Genomic DNA, 21,022 nt, shown 5'->3' with positions numbered 1-21,022 from the left:
GTCGGAACAATTCGTGTCGTAGCCGAACTCGCAAGAGTTTGGATGATTCACAACTAACTCGCCAAAGTCTTGCGACTTCGGCTACCAGAAATCGCCGTCCCCCACACCGGAGAAAACTAAATGACATCCAATCGGTATCAACCCAAACTGATTTGCTCACTCGCAGTTGTTTCATTGCTGCTGGGGAGTAACTTACGAGCGCAACCGCCACAGCCGGAAAGAATTACAACCATCGCATCGGTCGGTGATGTGGTGACGACAAAGGTCGATTTGGCTTTGCCTGACGAGCTGTATCAAGGCTACCTGTTTTGGCACCAAGCGGATGAACTCGCCACCGATGTCGTTAATTACGCAATGCTTCTCGATGCTGAAGGAAGTGTGGCTCATCGCTGGGATACCGATTTAAACGGCGGCGGACATACTTCGTACCTGCTGAAATCGGGCGGCCTGCTGCGAACTGGAATCAGGGACAGAAGTTTTACTTCTGGGCAACCAGTCGCCGCCACCGACACGCTTCAGATTACCGACACCACTGGAAAAGCGATCTGGGAGTTGAGTGCCAGCGATATTGACTTCAACGGGAACAATATCACGTTCCACCACGACATGTTGCCCATGCCCAACGGCAACATTCTGGTTTTGATCTACGAAGAAATCAGCCCAAAAGACGCAGCGGCTGCCGGTTGGTCGGCCGGCAGAGGAAAAACGGTCTGGTCGGATGGAGTGTTGGAGATCAAGCCCAACCTTGAACAAAAATCGTTTAACGACAAGCCGGAGGACGACGGCGCTTCAAATTCCCATGAAGTCGTCTGGTATTGGCGTTTTATTGACCACATGATTCAGGACCAAAACACCAAAGCGGCCAACTACGGAGTCATCGCCGATCATCCCGAAAAGATCGACGGCCACTTCCCTAAAAGATATGCGCCAATGAATGCGGTGCGGCAGCATTTGAATGCGATCGACTATCACGCGGGGAAGGATCAGGTTCTTGTTAGCTCGTTCATCTACAACGAAATCTGGGTGATCGACCACAGTACGACCATCGAACAAGCCGCAGGTTCGACAGGTGGTCAAAGCGGCAAAGGGGGCGATCTACTGTTTCGATACGGCAATCCAGCTGCCTACGCGAGGGGCACGGAGAATGACCGACTATTCCAAAATCAACACGACGCCAACTGGGTTGACGAAGGACTTCCCGGAGCCGGCAACATCCTGGTGTTCAACAACAATACAGACACAAGCAGCATCGCCAGAGTCGGCGCTGGTGGAGCGTCAGCCGCTGCTGCTCAGGAAGCGTTAAAGGGAACCAGCAACGTCCATGAAATTGGCCCTACGGTCGACAATGGACGTTACGCCACAGGGAAAGCTGGAACGTTTGAAGCGAAGCAAATCTGGTTCTGGGAACACGCCGACTTTTTTGCTCCCTTTCAAGGCGGAGCACGCCGCTTGCCTAACGGGAACACACTTCTCACCGATACTGTCGGAAAAAGAGTCTGGGAAGTTGCGTCTGATGGAGATGTCGTCGTTCGCTACAATGGCTCTGCCCCTGCTTTCAAAACCTTCAAGTATTCGGCCGAGCAAGTCTCAGATTTGGTCTCAGGTGAGTTGAAGGAGTAGCAAAAGCAAAAACGTAGCCGAACTCGCAAGGGTTTGGATGACTGTCAATGAACTTTCCAAAGTCTTGCGACTTCGGCTACAGATATTCCTCAATGCTACGCTGAGCCATTGTTAGAAGAAATGAACGAGCCCCATGCAGCCGCATTCTTGAAGGGGTCGGCGTTGGTTTCCAAAGCTGATGTGCTGTCGCATCTCTTGATGACACATTCTGCCGCTCACTTGCTGCGGTTACCAAGCTGGCGACGTTTCACTGGGCGTGCCAATGTTGAGCGATGACGATGCGATTGCTCCGCATGATTTCCAGTCGCGTACAGGCATAGTCTTTTCGCAAATTGCACGCCGTTGGGTTGATAGTGGCTCGCGAGAAACTTGAACCGACGGGATCACTGATGTAATTCCTGTGCCCAACGACGGACCGTTCTCTGGATCGTGTTTTTGTCGAACGCGGCGAAACCCAGAATCATGCCCTGTGCGTCGCCGGACTGTGAATAGATGCTGACGGGATGAAACTCCACACCGGCTCGACCAGCGGCGGCGACGAGTCTTTTTTCTGCAGTCTTGGTGATGCCGCGCACTGTGAGGTGCATGCCAGATTCGGGTTGGTGGACGTCAATGAATTCGCCCAAGTGCTTTTCCAAAGATTCAAAGAGGGTTGTTTGGCGTTCAGCGTAAAGTGAACGCATGCGGCGAATGTGTTTGACAAAATTCCCAGACTCGATGAAACGGTGGAGCGTCATTTGAACAAGCTGCGGCGATGAGCGATCTTGCAGAAAGCGGGAGTAGGAAAATACCTTGGCCAGATCCGCTGGAACAATCAAAAAGCCCAGTCGGATGGCTGGAAACAGCATTTTGCTGAAGGTTCCCATGTAGATTGTGCGCCCCGATGAATCGAGACTGCTGAGCGAAGCATGCGGGCGTCCTGTGTAGCGAAACTCGCCGTTGTAATCATCCTCAATGATCCAGCTTTTGTGCCGCTGTGCCGTGGCGATCAGTTCCAGCCTCCGGTTCAGGCTCATGGTCATTCCCATTGGCCATTGCCCGCCCGGCGTCACGCAGATGAGTTTTGGCTTGGGGGTCTTTTTCGGGACTCGTGACAGGTCGATTCCTTCGGAGTCCAGCGGCACGGGAACCAGTTGTGCTCCGGCGATGTCGAGCAATCGATTTGCCGGAGCGTTGCCTGGTTCTTCTACCCACACCGCGTCGCCCGGATTCAACAACAACTGAGCAACCATGGTGAAGGCTTGCTGAGAACCCGATGTGATCACAACTTGTTCGGGAGTACACGACAGCCCTCGTGAAACCGCCATGTACTGGGCGATGGATTCTCGCAGTGGAAGATAACCTTGTGGATCGCCTAACATCAGATGCTTGGTAGACCAGCGAGCCTGCTCGTTGCAAAAGCGATTCCAAACGTCCAGAGGGAATTCTTCAATCGCCGGCAAGTGCGGCGTGAACGCTTTGGGCTTCGTCGCTACGGGCGGCACCCAAGCGGCTTCTTCGGAAAGTTGCTGCCCCAATGCCGAAAGACAGCCAGTCGAATCTAGTTGCGGTTTCGTAGCATTGGTAGCCGCAGCGAACTCAAAAGCTTGCGGAGGCATTTTGGCGACACGAGTTCCGCTTCCTCGAACGGACTCCAAATACCCTTCCGAGATCAATTGCTCGTAGGCGGCCAAAACTGTATTTCGTGACACGCCTATCGCTGTAGCGAGGTTGCGGCTCGACGGCACTCGGTCTTCCGGCTGCAAGGTTCGATCGGCAATGGCATGACGCAGGTGGTCCTCCAGTTGCTGATAAACCGGTCTCGAGTCGCTGTTGCTCAACTGAATCGACTCAAATTCAAATTGTTCTCTATGTCGCGGCATTGGCTCCTCAAAGTGGCCCTGTTCGGTTTCTGGAAAGTGGGTCTTGGTTGGTGCCACTGGATTCGTATGATTCTACTCAGAAACGTTGTTCAATGACTACCAGTACATCAAGTCTTTGCTGGAACAACCAACTCAATCGACTATTTAAGGCGGATGACCCATGAGAAACAAACCATCAATCACACTATTTGCTTGTGTGCTCTTGCTAGCCGTTGGACAAATTGCCCAAGGTCAGGACGGCCAGCCTGATTCGGTGAATGCATCGGCTCATACGGACTCGGCGTCTCCTTCGCATATGAAAATGCCGGTCGTCAAGGTGCTTCGCTCCGACCCACTTTCCAGCAAGGTCGACGGAGCGTCCATGTCGACGTCGCTGATCGAGCTGACCTTTTCTCCAGGTGCGTCTTCCCCGCCGCACCACCATCCCGGTGAAGTGGTTGGTTACGTGGTGGAGGGAACATTGGAGTTCAAAATCGAAGGGCGACCGCTCAAGGTGCTGCATGCAGGAGACACATTCTTTGAACCAACAATGGTGCTGCACGAAGTCGCACGGAATCCAGACGGCAAGAAAACCTGTCGCGTCCTTGTGACCATGGTCCACCCCAGCGATGCCAAGCGTCTAGTCATTCCAGCGGACGAGGTTGCGAACGCGAAGAAGGAAGCAGCGGCCAAGCAGATCAAAGCGTCACCGGAGACCTGCACGATCAGCTTGAAGGATAGTGTCACTCGTGCGGCATTTGATAAGTCGTTGCCGACAATTGGCGTGCTGTTGTTTGGCAACGTGTTGATGACTGAAGTCACCGCGCCAATCGACGTCTTTTCCAAACCCGGCGAGGATGGGAAGCGGATGTTCAATGTGGTCACTGTAGCGAGCTCACTTCAGCCGGTTCCAATGGAAAGCGGTCTTCGCGTTCTTCCGGACTTTTCGTTTGAAGACTGCCCCGAGTTGAACGTGCTCGTTGTGTCCAGTTCCTACGATATGGAAAAAGTCGTGGCGTCCGCGGACATTGTGGACTTTGTCAAATCAAAAGGCAAAGGCACTGATTTCACTATGAGCAATTGCGCCGGGGCCCACTTGATTGGCGCCTCCGGTCTTGCCGATGGGCGGAAAATTGTCACCTACATTGGCGGCGGCGAACTTCTCCAAAAGACGTATCCGAAACTGTCCGTCCAGGACGATGGTGATGTGAGTTTTGTCAAAGACGGCAAGATGATCTCGTCCAACGGCAACCTCGCCAGCTATATCTCGGCACTGGAGTTGCTTGAAGAAATGACCGATTCAGCACACCGCAAGTTCGTCGAATCCCATTTGTACCTTGAACGATTGCAAAACTACGAACGTTGACACCGGCATGCTTTTCGTGCGGCAATCGGCGATGAGGCAAGGTCAGCCGAAGCGGTGTTAGAACCAGCCGTTTTGTAGTCCGCTGAGGGTTTGCAGCATTCGGCGGCGAACCCATGGCACTCTTGGGAACCAGGGGAGGCCAACGTTGCGGCATGTTGCAGACATCGGGATATCGGACTGAAAGAACGGCGTCAGCATTCGGGTCAGGGATTGGTAGTAGCGAACCTTTCGCTGGCGAATTTTTTGATAACGAACGGCAGCTTGGTCGAAGTTATCGGTGTCGTTGATAGCATCAGCGAAGCATGCCGCGTCTTCCAAGGCCAGATTGACTCCCTGGCCCAAGTGGGGGCTCGACGGATGGGCTGCATCGCCGAGGAAGACAATCTTGTTGGCGTGCCAACGTTTCATCCCGACGTGCCGATAGCCGGCGAATGTCATTGCTTGGAAATTGTCGATTGAAGCAAGTAGTTCGGCTGCGGGGGCACACATCTCGATGACTTCCCGTTTCCAATTGGGCAAACCTCGCTGCACCAATCCGCTGTATTGGTCGGCACGCAGTCCCCAGAAGAAGCTGCATTGTCCATCGCCAATCGGCAGCAATCCAACCAACCTGTTCGTACGATCAATGACTTGATGCAAGCGATTGGTAACTAGCGAGCAAGGACCTGTCGCCCAAATCGCGGCGTACTCATAGTTGACGGTTCGTGAACTCAGTTTCGCGGCTGCTCTCAATCGAGACCGAGAGCCATCCGCGGCAACGAGGAAATCGAAAGGTCCATGCTGGGTTCCGTGTTGGTCGATCACATGGACCTCGTTCTCTCGCTCGCAGAAGTCGCAAATTTGGGTCGAAGTTTGGATGCGAACGTCGGAGGCCTTGCAGAGCTTCATCAAGTGCGTGAAGAGGAGACCGCGATGGACGCCGTAGGCGAAGTGTTGGTCTCCGAGTGCGGCGTAGTTCAGTTCGACCAATGGTCGGCCAGAAAGTAGAAACGCCTCGATGCCCTCCAGCTTTGCCGACTGACGGGCGATCGAATCGAGGATCCCCAAACGGTCGAGAACAATCTGACCACTCGGTTGCAGCATGATTCCCGCACCAATCGCTTGGCATTGTTCCGCTTGCTCAAAGATTGTGACCTCGTGACCAGCCAACGCGAGCAGATGGCCGACCGCCGTACCAGCGATTCCACAACCTGAAACCGCTATTCTCATCCCAATGCACTTTCGTTTGTGTGAGGTCTCAAAGATTGTCGTCTGGGGGAATGGCGGGGTTTTCCAGTCGACGACCATCCCCAGTGAGCAAGTATCATTTCGTAACCGATCAAGGACATCCAATGCTAACTCGACGTTCGATATTCTGTCTTATTCTGATGCTGTCGCTCGTTTCAATATCGGCGACGGCCCAGGCGCAAGGTCGTCGAAAAGCTGCTCCTGGGAAAGAGCCTCCCCATCCGCCCAAGGTTGGCGAAGTCGCTCCGGATTTTGAGTTGATGAATCAGGATGGTGAAGCGGTGTCGCTGAAGGCACTGACGGAAAAATCGCCCGTCGTGATGCTGGTTCTACGTGGGTGGCCAGGAAAACAATGCCCGATGTGCAGCCGACAGGTCGGTGAGTTCTTGAGCAAGAAATCGGCGTTCGATGATGTTCAAGTGATGATGATCTATCCGGGCCCCGCTGAACTGTTGGCTGTTCACGCGAAAGAATTTCAAGGGAACAAAACGTTTCCAGCGAACTATCACTTTGTCCTCGATCCGGACTACAAGTTCACTAATGCATGGGGGCTTCGCTGGGATGCTCCACGCGAAACCGCGTACCCTTCGACGTTTGTCGTGGACCAAGAGCAAAAGATTGTTTTTGGGAAAACGGTTGTTTCGCACGGCGACCGGGCTGACGTCGCCACTGTGCTTGCTGAACTGCCGTAACCGTCGTCATTCAGTTGGGCCCGTCACGCTTTCAATCTCCAGCACGCCGGAAACGGCGAGGTGATCGGATTGCTCGTAGCCCAGGGAACCGAAAACGCCTTGATTGACAACCTGGCTGGAAACCGGGGAACAGTGTCCGTTGTAAAAGACGTAGTCGATTCGGCCGTCGCCGCAAGTCAATCCTGGGTCGGATGTCTGGTCGGGATGAGTGGTGCGGTAGAGATCGTTGTAGCCGTGGCTTTCCAGGAACTTTGTTACCTTCCAACCTCCCTGAACATCGAGATGCGATCTTGTGTTGAAGTCGCCGATGATGAGCGTTGGTAACCCGCGGTAGGGTTCAAGTTTCTTTTGGATACCCTCGATTTCTTTGAGACGCATGGAAGTCATTCTTTCGTCGTCTCCGTCGCCCCATGGGTGCAAGTGCAAGACGAAAACCACCAGACGGTTGCCTTTTGCGGTTTCCAGCAAAGCGATGGTTCCGCCCCGATTGATTGGAAGCTCAGGGTCGAAACGCTCGTGTTCCTTCGCGGCCAAGGCATTGAAGACTTCGGAGTGGATGACTTTGTGCTTCGTTAGCAAAACTTGCGGCATGTAGAACCCATTGATGGTGTGGGCTTTCGCAGGGTGTTCCTCAGCTGGGGAGCGACCGCCGTAAACGGCGTTGTATCCAAGTTCTCGTGCGATCGCTTCGTTGTGCTTCTCGTTCCAGGCTTCATTCAGTCCGACAATGTCAGCCCCGGATTCGCGAATAATTGCGGCCAGGTCACCCACTTCAATTTGCCACATGTGAATGTTGTAGCTGAGCACATTCACCGTTTCGCTTGAGGGTTGCGTATGTGACTCCGCTGGTTCTTCGGCACACACGGCAATAGGCAGCAAGACCGAGACGCACGTCAGAAGCAGAGCGATTGGTATCTGCCGAATTGAGAGTAGTGTGCGGGTGAATCGAGATTTCATGGGGTTAAACCGGTTGTTGTGATTTGGATGGATGGCGGCCGTGTCGGTGGACTGGTCACCGAGGCGTTAGTGATGCGTGACCAAACGATGTCTGTTGCCGAACGCAGTTTGCCTGCTCGATCGTTTGAAGCGAGCTCGGCAATCAAGGCTTGATTGCTCGGGTGGCGATGAAAGTGTCCAGGAAGTTGGACAACGGGTCCTCATCGGCTGCGTGATAGCGATCTTCGTAGAATCCAGACAGTAAGAACCCGGCTTTCAACTGGCCGCCGATTTGGTCATTGAGAGTATGGCCGAACTCAAGGGCGAACCCATCTTCGATCGACTTCTTGATGTGTGTTTCCTCGAGATGATTCAAATCCGAATACGGCAGTTTGTAACAAACATTCATATTCCCATTCTCTTTGCGTTCGTCCTCGAAGATGAATCGCAAAGGATTGACGAAGCCGGTCAGCAACGTTCCCCCGCTTCGAAGAACTCGGTAACACTCTCGCCAGACCGGAAGGATTTTGGGAACGAAAACATTCGAGCACGGATGGAAGATGAAATCGAATGTTTCGTCGCCGATGATCGATAGGTCGGCCATGTCTCCTTCCATGAACTCCATCTCGAGCCCTTCTCGGTCGGCTACCAGTCGATCCTGCCCCAGCTGTCCGGGGGAATTGTCGAGTAGGGTGACTCTCGCGCCAGCGGCTGCCAGGATAGGAGCTTGTTGACCACCGGCTGAGGCGAGGCAAAGCGTTGGTGTTCCTGTCAGTGGCGGGAACCAGTCTTTGGGGACAGGCTTGGTTGGTGTGAGAACGATGGAAAAGTCACCGGTCCTTGCTCTCTGGATGGTTTCCCCGTCAACCGGCACGGTCCAGCGGTTGCTTTCTGCAACTTGTCTGTCCCACGAAACTTGATTGTGCTTGCGAACATCGGCGTCATTCATCGAATCTTCCTGCGTTTGTTCAGTAGTCGTTGCGTTCAAATTCCGAAGTTCGTTTCAGCCTTTGGTCTGGCTTATCGCGAGGGCGAGTGAGCGGATGCGGGTGATCGTGTCGTCGGCCCGAGACATGAACACGATCGGACACGCGGCGCCAGTGAGTAGGCCGCCGAACCGGCAGTCTGCGGTGTACATGATTGCTTTGACAGTCAAATTTGCGGAAAGCAAATTCGGGAACACCATCGCGTCGGCTGCACCAATGGCATTGCCATTCAATCGTTTCTTTTGACCAGCTTCGCTTGAGTATGCCAAGTCGAATGAGAGTGGGCCTTGGACTTGGAAGTCACAAACGTTGGTGAGGCATTCATTGATTGATTCCGCCAATTCTGTTTCGGGCATCGCATCACTAACCTTTTCGCTGGCAGCCATGATTGCGATCCGTGGGTGTTCGCTGCCCAATGATTTCGCAAGCGACGCGGTTGCTTCGACGATTTCGATGGCTTGTTCGATGTTTGGCTGAATCGTGATACCGGTGTCAGCGAGCAAGAAGCGACGGTCGTCTTTTGGAATCTCCATCATCACAATTTGGCAAATCGTACGTCCGGTTCGCAGTCCCGATTCGGACTTGAGAACGGCACGCATGAGGTCCGGCGTGGCGATTTGACCCTTCATCAGCAGGCGGGCAGTTCCGTTTCGAACGAGCTCGACCGCGGAGATCGCCGGATGCTCCGAATCGATGATTTCGAACGCTGCAGCAGAAATCTCTTCGGATGCAATCACTTGTTCGATGCGCGAAGCGGGACCGCAGAGAATTGGGCGGGTCCAGCCTCGACGTGTGGTTTCAGCGAGTGCTTGGATGACCGTCGGGTCGTCTCCGCCAGCGACCGCGACCGGGAGGCACGGCCGAGCCTCGTCCGCACGAGCAAACAACTGGTCGAATGAAAGCAAGCTCATTGGGTCACTGGTTCCAAACCGGAGTCCGCTTCTCCAGGAAAGCTTGAATCCCTTCCTGAGCGTCGCCGTGAAGCGAATTTTGGGTCATCACTTCCACCGCTTGGCCGTAGGCTTCGGATTCAGACAGGGAGGCCTGCTGATAGAACGCTTGCTTCCCAATCGCGATGGTCTCGCGGCTGGCGGAGGCAATCTTCCGTGCCATTTCGAGAGTTGCCGCCTCCAATTCTTCAATCGATACCACTCGGTTGATGAATCCAAGATCATAGGCTCGCTGGGCCGAGAGTGGATCGCCAGTCAGTAGCATCTCCATCGCGATTTTGGGTGGTAGCGATCGAACGAGCGGCACCATGGGGGTGGTGCAGAACAATCCGATCTTCACACCGGGCGTTGCGAACCAGGCATTCTCGCTGGCGATTGCCAAGTCGCAAGAGGCGACCAGTTGGCACCCGGCCGCGGTCGCGAGTCCTTGGACCTGTGCGATCACTGGTTGCGGGATGGTGCGAAGACGCTGCATCGTCGCGGCGCACTGCGTGAACAGCGCCGAATACTCATCGGCCGATCGATCGATCATCTGTTTCAGATCGTGCCCCGATGAAAACACCGGGCCAGCCGCCTGGAGGACCACGACCCGAACGTCAGGATTGTCCGCTATTGAATTCAGTTCACTCTCGAGTGATGCGAGCAACTCCAATGACAGTGCATTGCGTTTGGCGGCTCGATTCAAGGTCGCAGTTGCAATGCCCTCGTCAATTTTGACGAGTAGTTCGCTTTCCGTGGTCGGTTCCATTTCGACGCCTTTGAATTCGCTATTGGATGAAATCTGTTTTGAGGCGGCCTGGATGGAGAAGCTTCAAACGGTTGCTTGGCTGGTTTGATCGACCAAAGCGAGCAACTCACTGAGGTGATGAATCACCGCGGTTGGCTTGGATTGGAGCAGATCGATTTCAGGCTGGGCACCGGTGGTGATACCCAGCGTGATCCCACACTTGGCGTTCTGGCCCTCTTCAATATCGATCCTGGAGTCGCCAACTTTGACAACGCACGATGCATTGGCGATTTCGGTCAAAGCCATCGCCAAGTAGATCATGTCGGGTGCGGGACGTCCCGCTTCGACGTCGCTCGCGGTGACCAAGGCGTCGACGTCTTCACCGATCGTCCAGCCGATTTTGTGAACCAGTTTCTCGGCGGTTTGACGGTCGTATCCTGTGTTGAGGACGACCTTGATCCCGCGAGCGTGAAGCTCGGCAAAGGTTTTGGACGCGGCCGGTTGTTCGGTGACGTCGAGCGAATCGTATGCTTCGACCAACCGGCTTTTGAAGTCAGCAAAGATCGCTTGGACTTCAGCCTCTGAGTGATCGCCGCCGTCTAACGCCAAGACGTCACGAATGGCTTGGGACTTTTCTTTTCCGGCGCCCGCAGCCTGGACTTGTTCTTGGGTGAAACTATATCCGGCAGCATTGATAGATTGACGGACAGTTTTGTAGACGACGTTGTCTTCGTCGACGGTTGTTCCTGCCATGTCAAAGACGACAAGTTCAATCATTGTAAATCTCGGTGAGATGGTGTTGTGTGAAGCCTGCGCTACTGGTCATTCCTTTGCCGCCAATCCCCGTGGTGATATGCACGTTCGGGAAGATCGTTTCAAGGTGAATGCCAGAAGGTTGAGACGTTTGACTGTAAATGCCATACCAAGAAGCTTCGACATCCCAGGACGGAAGGTCCATGATACGCTTTGCTTCCATCAAGATGGCGTAGTTGACATCCGAACGAACGTCAAAATCGAGACCGCTGGGATGGTCGGCGGAGGTGTACTCATGTGAGTCGCCCAGGATGATGCCGCCATCGAGCTCTTGTTTGAACAAGATGTGCAGGCCCCATTGATGAGCGAACGTGTCCTTGGACTCGGTGGCTTTGATTGCGTCCCAAGAGGGGCACTGGGAGAAGCTTTCGTAGCGGCGAATCGACAATCCAGTCAGGATATTTCCAGGGAGAACGGATTGTTTTTGAGGTGCGAGTCGGAGCATTTGCAATTTGCAAAGCTTCATCTCGCTTTGACGAAAATGTTCCGGGAACAGAGTTTGAAATTCTGCACCGCAGCAGACGATGACTTTGTTGGCTGAAAACTTTTCACCTCGCGAAGTTTCAAGTTCGATCAGATCCGACCGGACCGGATTCACTTGTTGGATCAAAGTCTCAAATCGTGGCTCAAAGTTCGATTGAGTTCGCAAGTGTTCGTGCAGATGATGGATCATCCGTCTCGGATTGACGGAAACCTCTGCTGGGAAGAAGAGACCACCACGGCAGTAGTCACTGCGAAGATTGGGGTACCTTGCTCGGCACTGTTCTGCCGTCAATAGTTCTGAGTGATACTCGGTCTCACGATTGATCTGATGCAGTTCCTCGATCAACGTACATTCTTCATCGTCCGAGGCGATGTAGATGCTTCCGTTTTGCTGTAACGAGATATCAGTTTGCGCTTGGATCTCTTTGTAAATCCGGAGGCTTTCGCGGCCGTGTTTTTGCCAGTTTTGGTCCAGTCCTGATGGGACGACCTGCCCAAAGTTACGAACCGTTGCATCGCTTGGTCGCGAGTTGCGTTCCACCAGCTTCACCCGCAAACCACGTTGCAACGCGTGATAAGCATAGAAGCTTCCGAGAACTCCGCCGCCGATGACGACCAAGTCGGAGTGGTGAGTGTCAGCGGTCATGGTTGAGTTTGGAGTGGGCAAAGAGCTTCGCGTTTCAGTTGTTCTCGTCAGCGATTGGTTCGCTGCGAGGAATCTTGGTTGTGTAGTGCATGCAAAGGAAGATCGTGATGACACTTGCCAACGCTGCGACCACCACGGAGGTTCGGTTCATCAGCGACAAAAAGTTGTGATCGGAAGTGACTGAGTTGCGATAAAACATCACACCGACGTAGCCGAGGTACCCAAGGGCATCGGCCAAGTACATCAAGTAGCCGATCGTGCCCGTTTCTCGAAGTGCGGCGATCATGCGTTCAAACACGGTGGTATGGAAGGCAACATACGGGATATACATCCCAAGTCCCAGCAGCACCATGAACGCCATCGGTGAAAGTTGTCCGTAGGTTTGGCCAACCACCGATGCGACGACGATCACAAACCCAGCCACGAGCAATCCAAGGGCCGATAGAAACGCGGTGCGGTTGTTGCGAATCAAACTGGTGAGCCCCGAAATGACAACCACGCCAATCATCACCCAGAATTCCGAACGGGCGAACACCGTGGGTTCGTTTTCCACGCCAAGTTCACTCCAGATTTCGATCGCGAAATCGTCTCGCAAGCTGCGGATGACGGTGAGCAGGACATAGATCGAAAGCAGTCCGGTCAATCCGAACGCGTGACGACGCCAATAGGCAAGGCGTTGTTCCCCGTTCATCGGTGATCGTTTGGATCGCAATTGTTCATCGGTCGCCGACGGTGCGGGGATTTGCGATAGCATCCAGACGAACAACAACAGAGGACCAACGAAGAAGAGGCCTGTCATGGCTGGCATCCAAAACGTATCGACGCCGTGACTTTCGATCAGAGTCCGACCAACGGATTTCACGAAACCAGACGACAGAATGAAGCTTGCACACAATCCTGCTGACAGAGCTTCGGTGACGGCGCGTCCTTCTAAGAAACCGAGCACCAAACCGAAGACCATTCCGAGCGGCAATCCATTGACGAACAGCCAAACGAAATTCCAGGGGACCGGCGTGACGGCAAACAGTAGCAGCGCGAACTCTGCTATTGCGATCAAAGCGACAATTGAGATCGCTCGATAGCGAGCTGGCATCTCGGAGACAACTTTGATGCCTACAAACTTTGAAAGGGTGTATCCGGCGACTTGTGACGTGATCAGAATTGTTTTGTAGCCAACGCCAAATGCGATCATGCCATCATAGGTGGCGGCAGTGAACGGCTTTCGAAACGCATACATGCAAAAGTAGGTTCCGAAAGCCGCAACGATGCAGTAGATCGAGAAGGCCGTTGGATTCGTACCCGACAACCAACGGGTGATGAGGCTGTCCCGCGCGATCGTTGCTTGCCCATCAAGGGAAGCATCCGTGGTCATAGCCATGATGTCACGCGTGGAATGTAGATTGTGTGAAGGAAAGCTGCGGCGGTGCGACGCAATGCCTGGACGTGAGTTCGCGATGGTGCAACAATGTTTCTTTACAGTCAACACGAGCGGAGGATTTTTCACCCGATCCTCATATTGCGTGCGACACGGAGTCGGTGAATGAATCTGGTGGAGCTAGCACAACGTCTTCGGCAACTGCGGTTGGATCGTGGGATGACGCTGGACGAAGTGGCGCAACAGAGCGGCCAAACGAAAAGTTGGTTGTCGAGGGTGGAAAACTTTCGGATCACGCCGTCGCTTCCTGCGCTCGCTGATTTGGCGACTGCTTTGGGGGTGTCGACGGCGAGTTTGTTGGAGGGGTTGGACGATCGTCCACAAATCGTGTGCGTCCGGCACGACGAAAAAAAGGCTATTCAACGGGATCCCGATTCGTCCATCGAGTATTACTCACTCGCGAGTGAGCGAGCCCACCGTACGATGGATCCGTTTCTGTTGAAGGTGCCCAGCGGCGAAGAGCGTGAGCCGCGCACCCATGAAGGCGAAGAGTTCTTGACCGTGCTGAAGGGGCGAGTACGGTTCTACTACGGCGAGCAAGAGTTCACGCTATCGAAAGGCGACAGCTTGTATTTCGATAGCGAAGTGGAGCATTGCTTGGCCAATCCATTTGCAAATGAAGCGGAAGTGTTATGTCTATTTCGGCTGGGACGTCAGTGACTCAGAGCGACTTTGAGTCGGAATCGTTTGCTGACGTTCCGAACGTCGCGATGGAGTTTGATTCCACCGAGCGGCGATTCGTGGAATCAAAGAGCAAGCTCAAGCCATTGCTCGAAGGCCAGGTCCTCGTTCGCGTTCTTTGTTGCACGTTGTGTGGAAGCGATTTGCACACGGTTTCGGGAAGACGGTCGGGGCACAACCGCGGCGTGCTCGGACACGAAATCGTGGGCGAAGTGGTGGGGTGGTGCGGCGAGTTCACGCCGATGGATTACCACGGCGCACCGCTTCAGATCGGGCAGCGCATCACCTGGGCGATGTCGGTCGGTTGTGAGCACTGTTTTTACTGCGACAACGACTTGAATCAGAAGTGTGATTCGCTATTCAAGTACGGACACGAAGCAAACGATGGTCATCCAACCGGTGGCTTGAGCGAACATTGCGTGCTGGTCGCGGGAACGCCGATCTTTCCGGTTCCGGACGCGTTGAGCAACGAAGTGGTTGCGCCGGTCAATTGCGCGACGGCGACGGTTTCGGCGGCGCTTCGTCTGGTCAATCAAACGCATCAGATCAAAGGTTCAACCGTGCTGGTCGTCGGTGCTGGGATGCTTGGTTTGACCGCAGCGGCACAGCTGAGCGAAGCAGGCGCGACGCGAGTTGTGGTTGCAGATCCAAATGCGGACCGAGCGAAACTGGCACAATCCTTTGGTGCGACTGACGCTATTGTCACTGAGACCGCGGAAGAACGACACTTGAAGCTTCGAGAATTGACCGACGGTCGTGGAGTCGACGTCGCCATCGACTTTGCGGGAATGACGACCGCCGTCGAAGCTTGCCTGCAGTCGGTTCGCATGGGTGGATGCGTGATGTTGGTTGGGTCCGTGTTTCCATCGGACCCCGTGCCGTTGTATCCCGAGCAAGCGGTCCGCCGAATGTTGACCATTCGTGGACTGCACAACTACTTGCCTCGTGATCTCGATGACGGGTTGCGATTCTTAGAACGCAACCACCATCGATTTCCATTTGAATCGCTGGTCGGTAGAAGCTTTCCGCTCAGTGAAGTGGATCAAGCGTTCGAGTACGCCATGCAAGAGCGACCCGTTCGAGTCGCTGTGTATCCCAGCTCAACAGATTGAGCTACGTGGACTAAGAGACACACGGCTTGCGATCACTCGACGACTTCTGCGAGGTGAATTTCCTCAGCAGGGTCAACCGCAGGTTGCTTGGGTGAGCGGCCCCGTGTTGAATTCAGCAGCGTCAGACCTTCTTTGACGCAAATGACTGCGATCAACAAGGCGGCAACCGCGGCGACGATCTTCAGCGTCCCTTGGGCGACAAACGTGACGGCCGCGATACCGCAGATGATAGCCACAACCGCTTGTGCGAATTTGACCATCGCTTGCACACGAGAACTGTGTGATTGCGATTTGGCACTTCGTTCGACTGCACTGCGAGCGGATTCGTTGGCCAGTTCTCGCATCGCGGACAGGTTGCTGTTTCGTTCGGGAGCTTGCGAACGAGGGATCAAAGGCGCGTTTGGATCAACCGGCTCGATGACCTCTGGTTCCAAATCGTGGTCCGTCGTTTCGGCCTGAACCGGAATTTCGACAGGTTCGGTAGCAGCCTTCTGAGGTTTTTCAGCCGCCGGTGTCGCTTCGTCACCCGACTGTTTTTGAACGCGTTGCAACAAACGATTCATGTAGGCTTCGATCGAATCGTCGTCCGGCTCTCCCGCCTCAGGAGCGACAACGGTTTCGGCGGCGACTTCATTGGTGCTAGGCAATTCAAGTTCAGCTGATTCTTCCTCGATGCTAGAAAGTGACGATTCAAATTCGTCTGCAACGTCGAGTGGTTCCTCGGAGTCCTGCTGATCCCATGAGTGAGGCTGCGTCGAGGTCAAATCGTTGGAGTCGTAGCCCTCGGACGTGGTGTCTTGCAATCCGGCATCCAGATCCGCTTCCGGAGCGTAGTCCGCTTGACCGTCCCACATTTGGGTTCCGGTTTCGTTCGACAACTCTTCGTTTGGTAGCGACAGCTCGGTTTCATCCGATGTCTTCTCGTTGCTGAGATCGCGAATCAGTTGGTCAGCGAGGCTGAGAGGTGATTGCGAATCCGCGTCGTCAAACGAATTTTGTTGTTCAGCCGATGGCTCGTCGCTTGGAAAGGACTGGTCCAGATCAGCTGTCGCCCATGGATTGTCATCGTTGAGCGACGCTTCCACGGGGATGTCATCACTTGCTTCTACGTTCGACTCGGAAACGGTCTCGGGTGAGAGCTCTTCCGAATTCCATTCTTGCGAAAGTCGAGCTTCGCGAATTTGCTCGGCTTCCTCTTGGGCAGCCGCGGTGAATTCGGCAGCGAACATTTGAGCGTCGACGTCCTCGGCGGAGTCGTCTTCATCGGTTTCGGAGACGCTGGCCCAATCAGCGTTGGCTTCACCGCTATCTAGATTGACGGATTCATTGATTTCATTGTTGATGACATCGTTCAACGGCTCGGCAACATTGAGTTGCTCTGCGTCGCTGTGCAGCTCAGCATCGTTGCCAAGCCGTTCTGCTGGCAGCAAAAGCGATTCCGATTCGTCGGGCCAAGCGGGTGAAGGCGAATCGTTGGCATCGACGCTCGATGGTTCATTGCTAAACTCGTCCGCACCCGCGGCGTCTGCGTTGGAAACGTGTGCATCGAGGTTTGGAAGGTCCGCTGCCTCGGCACTTTCGTAGGTTGGCCACGCATCTTCATCGTCGGTTTCCTCAACCGTTTCTTCCGCGATCGGCGTGCTCCAACTCGCTGCTTTTTCTTCGGCTTCGTCTAGCAAGCGATCCGTTTCAGAATCGTGGACCACGCTCATGGCTTCATCAATCAGATCATTCGAGGCGTGCTCTTCGGTCGCCACAGCCTCTGTGACGTCTTGAACTGGTTCATTCGCGATATGGAGTCCCAATCCATCAGTGATGGATTCAGGTGTGTTGTCTTCTGCGTAGGATGCGTCGGCAGACTCGAGAGGTTCGATTGTTTCTTCGGTGCCATCCTCATCCGCGGTCAACGAATCGCTCGCCGAGAGGATGCCCAAGCGAACATTGGAAGCCGGGGCGTTTGATTCGGCGTCGTTCTTTCCGCTGATTAGGTGGCGGGTTTCTTCCTCGAGCCGTTCGATTTGATCTAGCGTGTCGTCGTGGTCCCGGTTGGATCGGTCGAACAGTTGACGAGTTTCGGAAACTTCACGTTCGGCGCGAATGCGTTGCTTTTCCGAGGTTTTGTACTTGGCCTTGAACTCGTTGCGTTGTTCTTCGGTCAGCGACAACGTTTCGCGAAGTTTGTCATTGTCTTCGCGGAGTTGTGCGAGTTGCTGTTCCGCCTGCGCGAGGCTGAGCGTCAGCTCATCGACGCCATTTCGCAGGGCGTCCATTTCGTCGCTCCACGAAGTCCGGTCGGTGTCGTGGCGATTTTCAGATTCGCGAACTCGTGCTTCCAGTTCTCCGATCGTGGTGCGGGCGTGCTGGCAGTCACGACGCAACGCTTCCGCTTCTTTGCGAGCGTCGGAAATTTCGATCTGCAGGCTTTCGATTTCTTCCCGCAGTGATTCCTCGGTTTTCAACAAGTCATCGCATCGTTCGCGAGTCTCGTAAAGTTTGGCGTCGCTGCTAGCCTTTTGATCGAGAACGTCGTCGCGTTCTTTGTTGGCACTTTCGCGTTGGGCAACGGCTTCATCGCGAGCTGCTGACAATTCTTTGCATTGGCGAGCGTGTTCTTCAACACGTTCCAATCCCATCGTTTGCAGGGACTCTTGCTGTTCACCGAGAGCCAACAGTTGTTCGTTGAGCGAAGCAAACTTGGTTCGCATCTGTGTCACCGCTTCCGCGGCGGCGTCGGCCTGACTTTGTGACTCCTTCAATTGTTGACGAGTCTCATTCAGTTGTCGTTCGCTGTCACGTTCCCGTTCGAACAGGCTTTCTTTTTCGAGCAACAACTCTTCGATCTGAGTTCGGTAGTGAGCGTCGCGGCCCTGCAGGCGTTCTTGTTGGACCTTCCAGTCCTCGCGTTGCTGCTCCAGTTGATTCTGTTGAGCGGCAAGTTGGTCCTGACGTTCGGTGAGGTCACGATGACGAACTTGGAATTCCGCGTGCAGTTCCACCGCGGCGGTTTCTTGCGAACGGATCTCGTCCTCGCGTTCACGCAGTGCCTTGAACTGAGCCTCGATCTGATCGGCTTGCTTTTTCAGTTCTTCTTGTCGTTCACGCACCCAATGGTCGTGTTTCTCGGCTTCTTCCTTGAGCTTGTGCCAGCGCGCGGCTTCCTTCTGGAATTCGACATTGGAATCGAACATCGATGCCGAGTTGCCGGAAGCAAGTCGTGGGACTGATTCAGCGAATCGGTGCGTGGTCGGCTTCTGTTGCTTGGTTTCCTCAAACTTGGCTTGGACCAATTCAAATTCGTAGTTGCCCAATCGAAGCACGTCGCCTTGTTGCAACGTTCCTTCGGTGACGCGAACGTTGTTGATCAACAACGGAATCGAATACGCACGAATCAGGATGCGATGTGCGTCGCGAATCAGAACCGCGTGCAGCGGACGCAAAGTCGGGTCGTCGAGACGGATCGAGCATCCAACGCCGTTGCCGAGCGTGTATCGAGCACCGGCGAGGCGCAGTCGACGAGTGGGATGCGCTTCGCTCCGGACTCGAAACTCGATCGCACCTTCTTGGTTCCACATCGTGCCGTGGTCGCCAAGCGATTTGCCGGTCGATTGATCCGACGAATGTTCGGCGGCGGATCGAGATTCGACCGCTGGCGTGTTGCGTGGTTGATTCAACCAACTCGTTGCGGATCCTTCGCCGACGGAACGATTCAGTGACTCCGTTCGTGAAGGAGCCGCGAACGCGGTTGCGGAGTTGGAGTCGGCGTGTGTTGGTGTATTCGAGGAGTCAGTTGCCACCACGGAGTTCCTTCTCACTGGAATGCTTTCTTGAGAACGGTGAAACGCGACCAAAACGACCGTGGCGGACCTGTGTGGGGAGGATCCGACTGGATTTTGACTCGTTTCTCTGCCGTTCAAGCGGTTCGGAGTCACCACTTGGTTCTATTTATTCGGTTGAACCGATCAGGGGCATGAAGGCATTTGTTCCGTTTTGGCAAACTTTGCGGGTTCGAGGCGACTTTGCAGGGGGGAAAGCATCTGGTTGAATGCTCTTGGTTCCACGGAGGGGTTTGCGGCTTCGCGGGTTGTCGTCAAAGCGATTTTCCTTTCAACCGGAAATTTCTCACCGACGGCGCCCCGAAAACGGTTAAAAGTTCCCTTTGGTGGGAGGGAAAGCTTTTCCTCGATCTACCCTAACGAAACCGAGGTTTGACTCGGTGTGCAGCTAGGAACGCTCCATTTGAGTGAACTTGAATGGCTTGGCGTGCGTCACAGTCAGTGCCGTCGTTGGGTCGGTTTCGGTCACTTTGCCAGCCAGAGAGGTGAATTATGTCTCGCGATGAAACACTGAAGACGCTTCGGATCACGTTGCTTCGACGCCGAGACGCGCTTCGAAAGGCTTTGGAGGGCGATCTCAGCCTTCTGCAGGAGCTTCACAATCAGAAAACCGGCGATGCCCTCGATGCGGCGGCTGACACGGTCCAAGACGAGCTGAATAGCCAATTGGTCGAAGTCGAAAGTCGCGAATTGCTTGCAATCGAAGAAGCGATCGCGAAATTCGAAGAAGGCCGATTTGGTGATTGCGAAGATTGTGGCAAGCCGATTCCGCTGAATCGTTTGAAAGCGATTCCTTACGCGGTGGATTGCATCAATTGCCGTCGCGCCGCCGAGCGAGAAACGTCGACTGGCGTGGTTGCACCAACGGAATGGAATCGCATCTTCGACGCTCCTAAAGTCGACCCAGCCGTTTGATTGATCGAAGTTTGCTGCCCTGATTGTTTCGGGTGTGCAGATTTCGAGAAACTTCTTTTTGACCGGGTGTCGGACTGGGTGCCCGGTGTGAGACGTACGTGTTGATTCGTTAGGATGCGGCAAACAGGTTGATCAATATTGTGTGATCAGCTGGACTTTGCTTCTCAACGAAAATCGTATCAGCACATGGATCTGCGTCATCACGTTCGTGACATCCCGGATTATCCCAAGCCCGGCATTCTGTTTCGAGACATCACTCCCCTGCTCGCCCATCCTGACGCGCTGAATGCGTCGGTCGATGAAATGGCGAAGCCGTTCTTGGATCAAAAGATCGATGTGGTCGCCGCCGCGGAGGCTCGCGGTTTTATCTTTGGAACGCCGTTGGCAATGCGACTCGATGCGGGCTTTGTACCGATTCGAAAACCGGGAAAGCTCCCGTTTGATTTGCACTCCTTCGCGTACGAACTGGAGTACGGGACCGACGAATTGCAAATTCACGTCGACGGAATCAAACCTGGCCAACGCGTGTTGATCGTGGACGATCTGTTGGCGACCGGCGGAACGGTGGAAGCCTGTTTGCGACTGCTTGAGAAATGCGACGCAGAGATTGTCGGCTGTTCGTTCCTGATCCACTTGGTCGCTTTGGGCGGCGAAGCTCGCTTGTCGCCTTACCACGTGCACAGTGTGCTGGATTATGGCGGAGATGATGCGGAGGACGAACTCAGCATTCAAAACCGTCCGCCCGGCCCCAGCATCTGA

17 protein-coding genes are annotated in these 21,022 nt (G+C 54.3%); 7 read left to right on the top strand and 10 right to left on the bottom strand.

The genetic code is table 11. The annotated features are described in order from the left end of the window. Window positions 1–120: 120 nt before the first annotated feature. Window positions 121–1,620: an aryl-sulfate sulfotransferase gene (locus CEE69_RS09275; protein WP_233215073.1), complete on the top strand. Its 1,500-nt coding sequence runs from the start codon at window positions 121–123 to the stop codon at window positions 1,618–1,620. 383 nt (window positions 1,621–2,003) lie between these two features. On the opposite strand, the gene pdxR is transcribed toward CEE69_RS09275, so the two are convergent. After that, window positions 2,004–3,482, bottom strand: coding sequence for a MocR-like pyridoxine biosynthesis transcription factor PdxR (pdxR, locus tag CEE69_RS09270; protein WP_099260484.1), 1,479 nt, complete (start codon window positions 3,480–3,482; stop codon window positions 2,004–2,006). A 160-nt stretch (window positions 3,483–3,642) separates the two neighbouring features. Between pdxR and CEE69_RS09265 the strand changes: the two genes are divergently transcribed. Beyond that, window positions 3,643–4,827 (top strand): cupin domain-containing protein, encoded by a 1,185-nt coding sequence (locus tag CEE69_RS09265; RefSeq protein ID WP_099260386.1) that lies wholly within the window; start codon window positions 3,643–3,645, stop codon window positions 4,825–4,827. 57 nt (window positions 4,828–4,884) lie between these two features. Here CEE69_RS09265 and CEE69_RS09260 read toward each other — a convergent pair whose 3' ends face one another. Beyond that, entirely contained in the window at window positions 4,885–6,036 is a 1,152-nt protein-coding gene (locus CEE69_RS09260; protein WP_099260385.1) for an FAD-dependent oxidoreductase, read from the bottom strand. A gap of 122 nt (window positions 6,037–6,158) precedes the next feature. Here CEE69_RS09260 and CEE69_RS09255 point away from each other — a divergent pair, with 122 nt between their 5' ends. After that, window positions 6,159–6,746 carry a redoxin family protein gene (locus CEE69_RS09255; protein WP_233215072.1) on the top strand — a complete coding sequence of 196 codons (588 nt, stop codon included), beginning with the start codon at window positions 6,159–6,161 and terminating at the stop codon, window positions 6,744–6,746. 6 nt (window positions 6,747–6,752) lie between these two features. On the opposite strand, the gene CEE69_RS09250 is transcribed toward CEE69_RS09255, so the two are convergent. The 7 genes from CEE69_RS09250 to CEE69_RS09220 all read right to left on the bottom strand — a co-directional run bounded on the left by CEE69_RS09250 (window position 6,753) and on the right by CEE69_RS09220 (window position 13,665). After that, window positions 6,753–7,703, bottom strand: coding sequence for an endonuclease/exonuclease/phosphatase family protein (locus CEE69_RS09250; RefSeq protein WP_099260383.1), 951 nt, complete (start codon window positions 7,701–7,703; stop codon window positions 6,753–6,755). Between the two features lie 142 nt (window positions 7,704–7,845). Continuing rightward, the gene (locus CEE69_RS09245; RefSeq protein ID WP_099260483.1) at window positions 7,846–8,631 is read right to left on the bottom strand and encodes a class I SAM-dependent methyltransferase; all 786 of its coding nucleotides are present in this window, start codon (window positions 8,629–8,631) and stop codon (window positions 7,846–7,848) included. A 54-nt stretch (window positions 8,632–8,685) separates the two neighbouring features. Continuing rightward, a complete protein-coding gene (locus tag CEE69_RS09240; RefSeq protein ID WP_099260382.1) occupies window positions 8,686–9,579 on the bottom strand; it encodes a phosphate acyltransferase in 894 nt (297 codons plus the stop codon). Window positions 9,580–9,583: 4 nt separating this feature from the next. Further along, window positions 9,584–10,366: an enoyl-CoA hydratase gene (locus CEE69_RS09235; protein ID WP_099260381.1), complete on the bottom strand. Its 783-nt coding sequence runs from the start codon at window positions 10,364–10,366 to the stop codon at window positions 9,584–9,586. Window positions 10,367–10,429: 63 nt separating this feature from the next. After that, complete coding sequence (locus CEE69_RS09230) at window positions 10,430–11,122, bottom strand: phosphonatase-like hydrolase (protein ID WP_099260380.1); 693 nt, start codon at window positions 11,120–11,122, stop codon at window positions 10,430–10,432. Next, window positions 11,115–12,287, bottom strand: a complete 1,173-nt coding sequence (locus tag CEE69_RS09225) for a TIGR03364 family FAD-dependent oxidoreductase (protein WP_099260379.1) — start codon at window positions 12,285–12,287, stop codon at window positions 11,115–11,117. Before CEE69_RS09225 ends, CEE69_RS09230 begins: the two co-directional genes overlap by 8 nt. A gap of 34 nt (window positions 12,288–12,321) precedes the next feature. Further along, a complete protein-coding gene (locus CEE69_RS09220; protein WP_099260378.1) occupies window positions 12,322–13,665 on the bottom strand; it encodes a DUF5690 family protein in 1,344 nt (447 codons plus the stop codon). Window positions 13,666–13,827: 162 nt separating this feature from the next. Here CEE69_RS09220 and CEE69_RS09215 point away from each other — a divergent pair, with 162 nt between their 5' ends. After that, on the top strand, window positions 13,828–14,382 hold the full coding sequence (locus CEE69_RS09215) for a helix-turn-helix domain-containing protein (protein WP_099260377.1): 555 nt from the start codon (window positions 13,828–13,830) through the stop codon (window positions 14,380–14,382). Next, window positions 14,355–15,515 (top strand): zinc-binding dehydrogenase, encoded by a 1,161-nt coding sequence (locus tag CEE69_RS09210; protein WP_099260376.1) that lies wholly within the window; start codon window positions 14,355–14,357, stop codon window positions 15,513–15,515. Before CEE69_RS09215 ends, CEE69_RS09210 begins: the two co-directional genes overlap by 28 nt. Window positions 15,516–15,547: 32 nt before the next feature. Here the strand turns inward: CEE69_RS09210 and CEE69_RS09205 are convergent, their stop codons facing one another. Beyond that, a complete protein-coding gene (locus tag CEE69_RS09205; RefSeq protein ID WP_099260482.1) occupies window positions 15,548–19,312 on the bottom strand; it encodes an FHA domain-containing protein in 3,765 nt (1,254 codons plus the stop codon). A 528-nt stretch (window positions 19,313–19,840) separates the two neighbouring features. Between CEE69_RS09205 and CEE69_RS09200 the strand changes: the two genes are divergently transcribed. Next, window positions 19,841–20,263, top strand: a complete 423-nt coding sequence (locus CEE69_RS09200; RefSeq protein WP_099260375.1) for a TraR/DksA family transcriptional regulator — start codon at window positions 19,841–19,843, stop codon at window positions 20,261–20,263. Between the two features lie 186 nt (window positions 20,264–20,449). Then, complete coding sequence (locus CEE69_RS09195; protein ID WP_199169832.1) at window positions 20,450–21,022, top strand: adenine phosphoribosyltransferase; 573 nt, start codon at window positions 20,450–20,452, stop codon at window positions 21,020–21,022.

Source organism: Rhodopirellula bahusiensis, assembly GCF_002727185.1.
In the GTDB taxonomy this organism is placed as follows: Bacteria; Planctomycetota; Planctomycetia; order Pirellulales; family Pirellulaceae; genus Rhodopirellula; species Rhodopirellula bahusiensis.
Note: the sequence above shows the minus strand (reverse complement) of the source record. Positions and strands in the feature narration are given on the sequence as shown.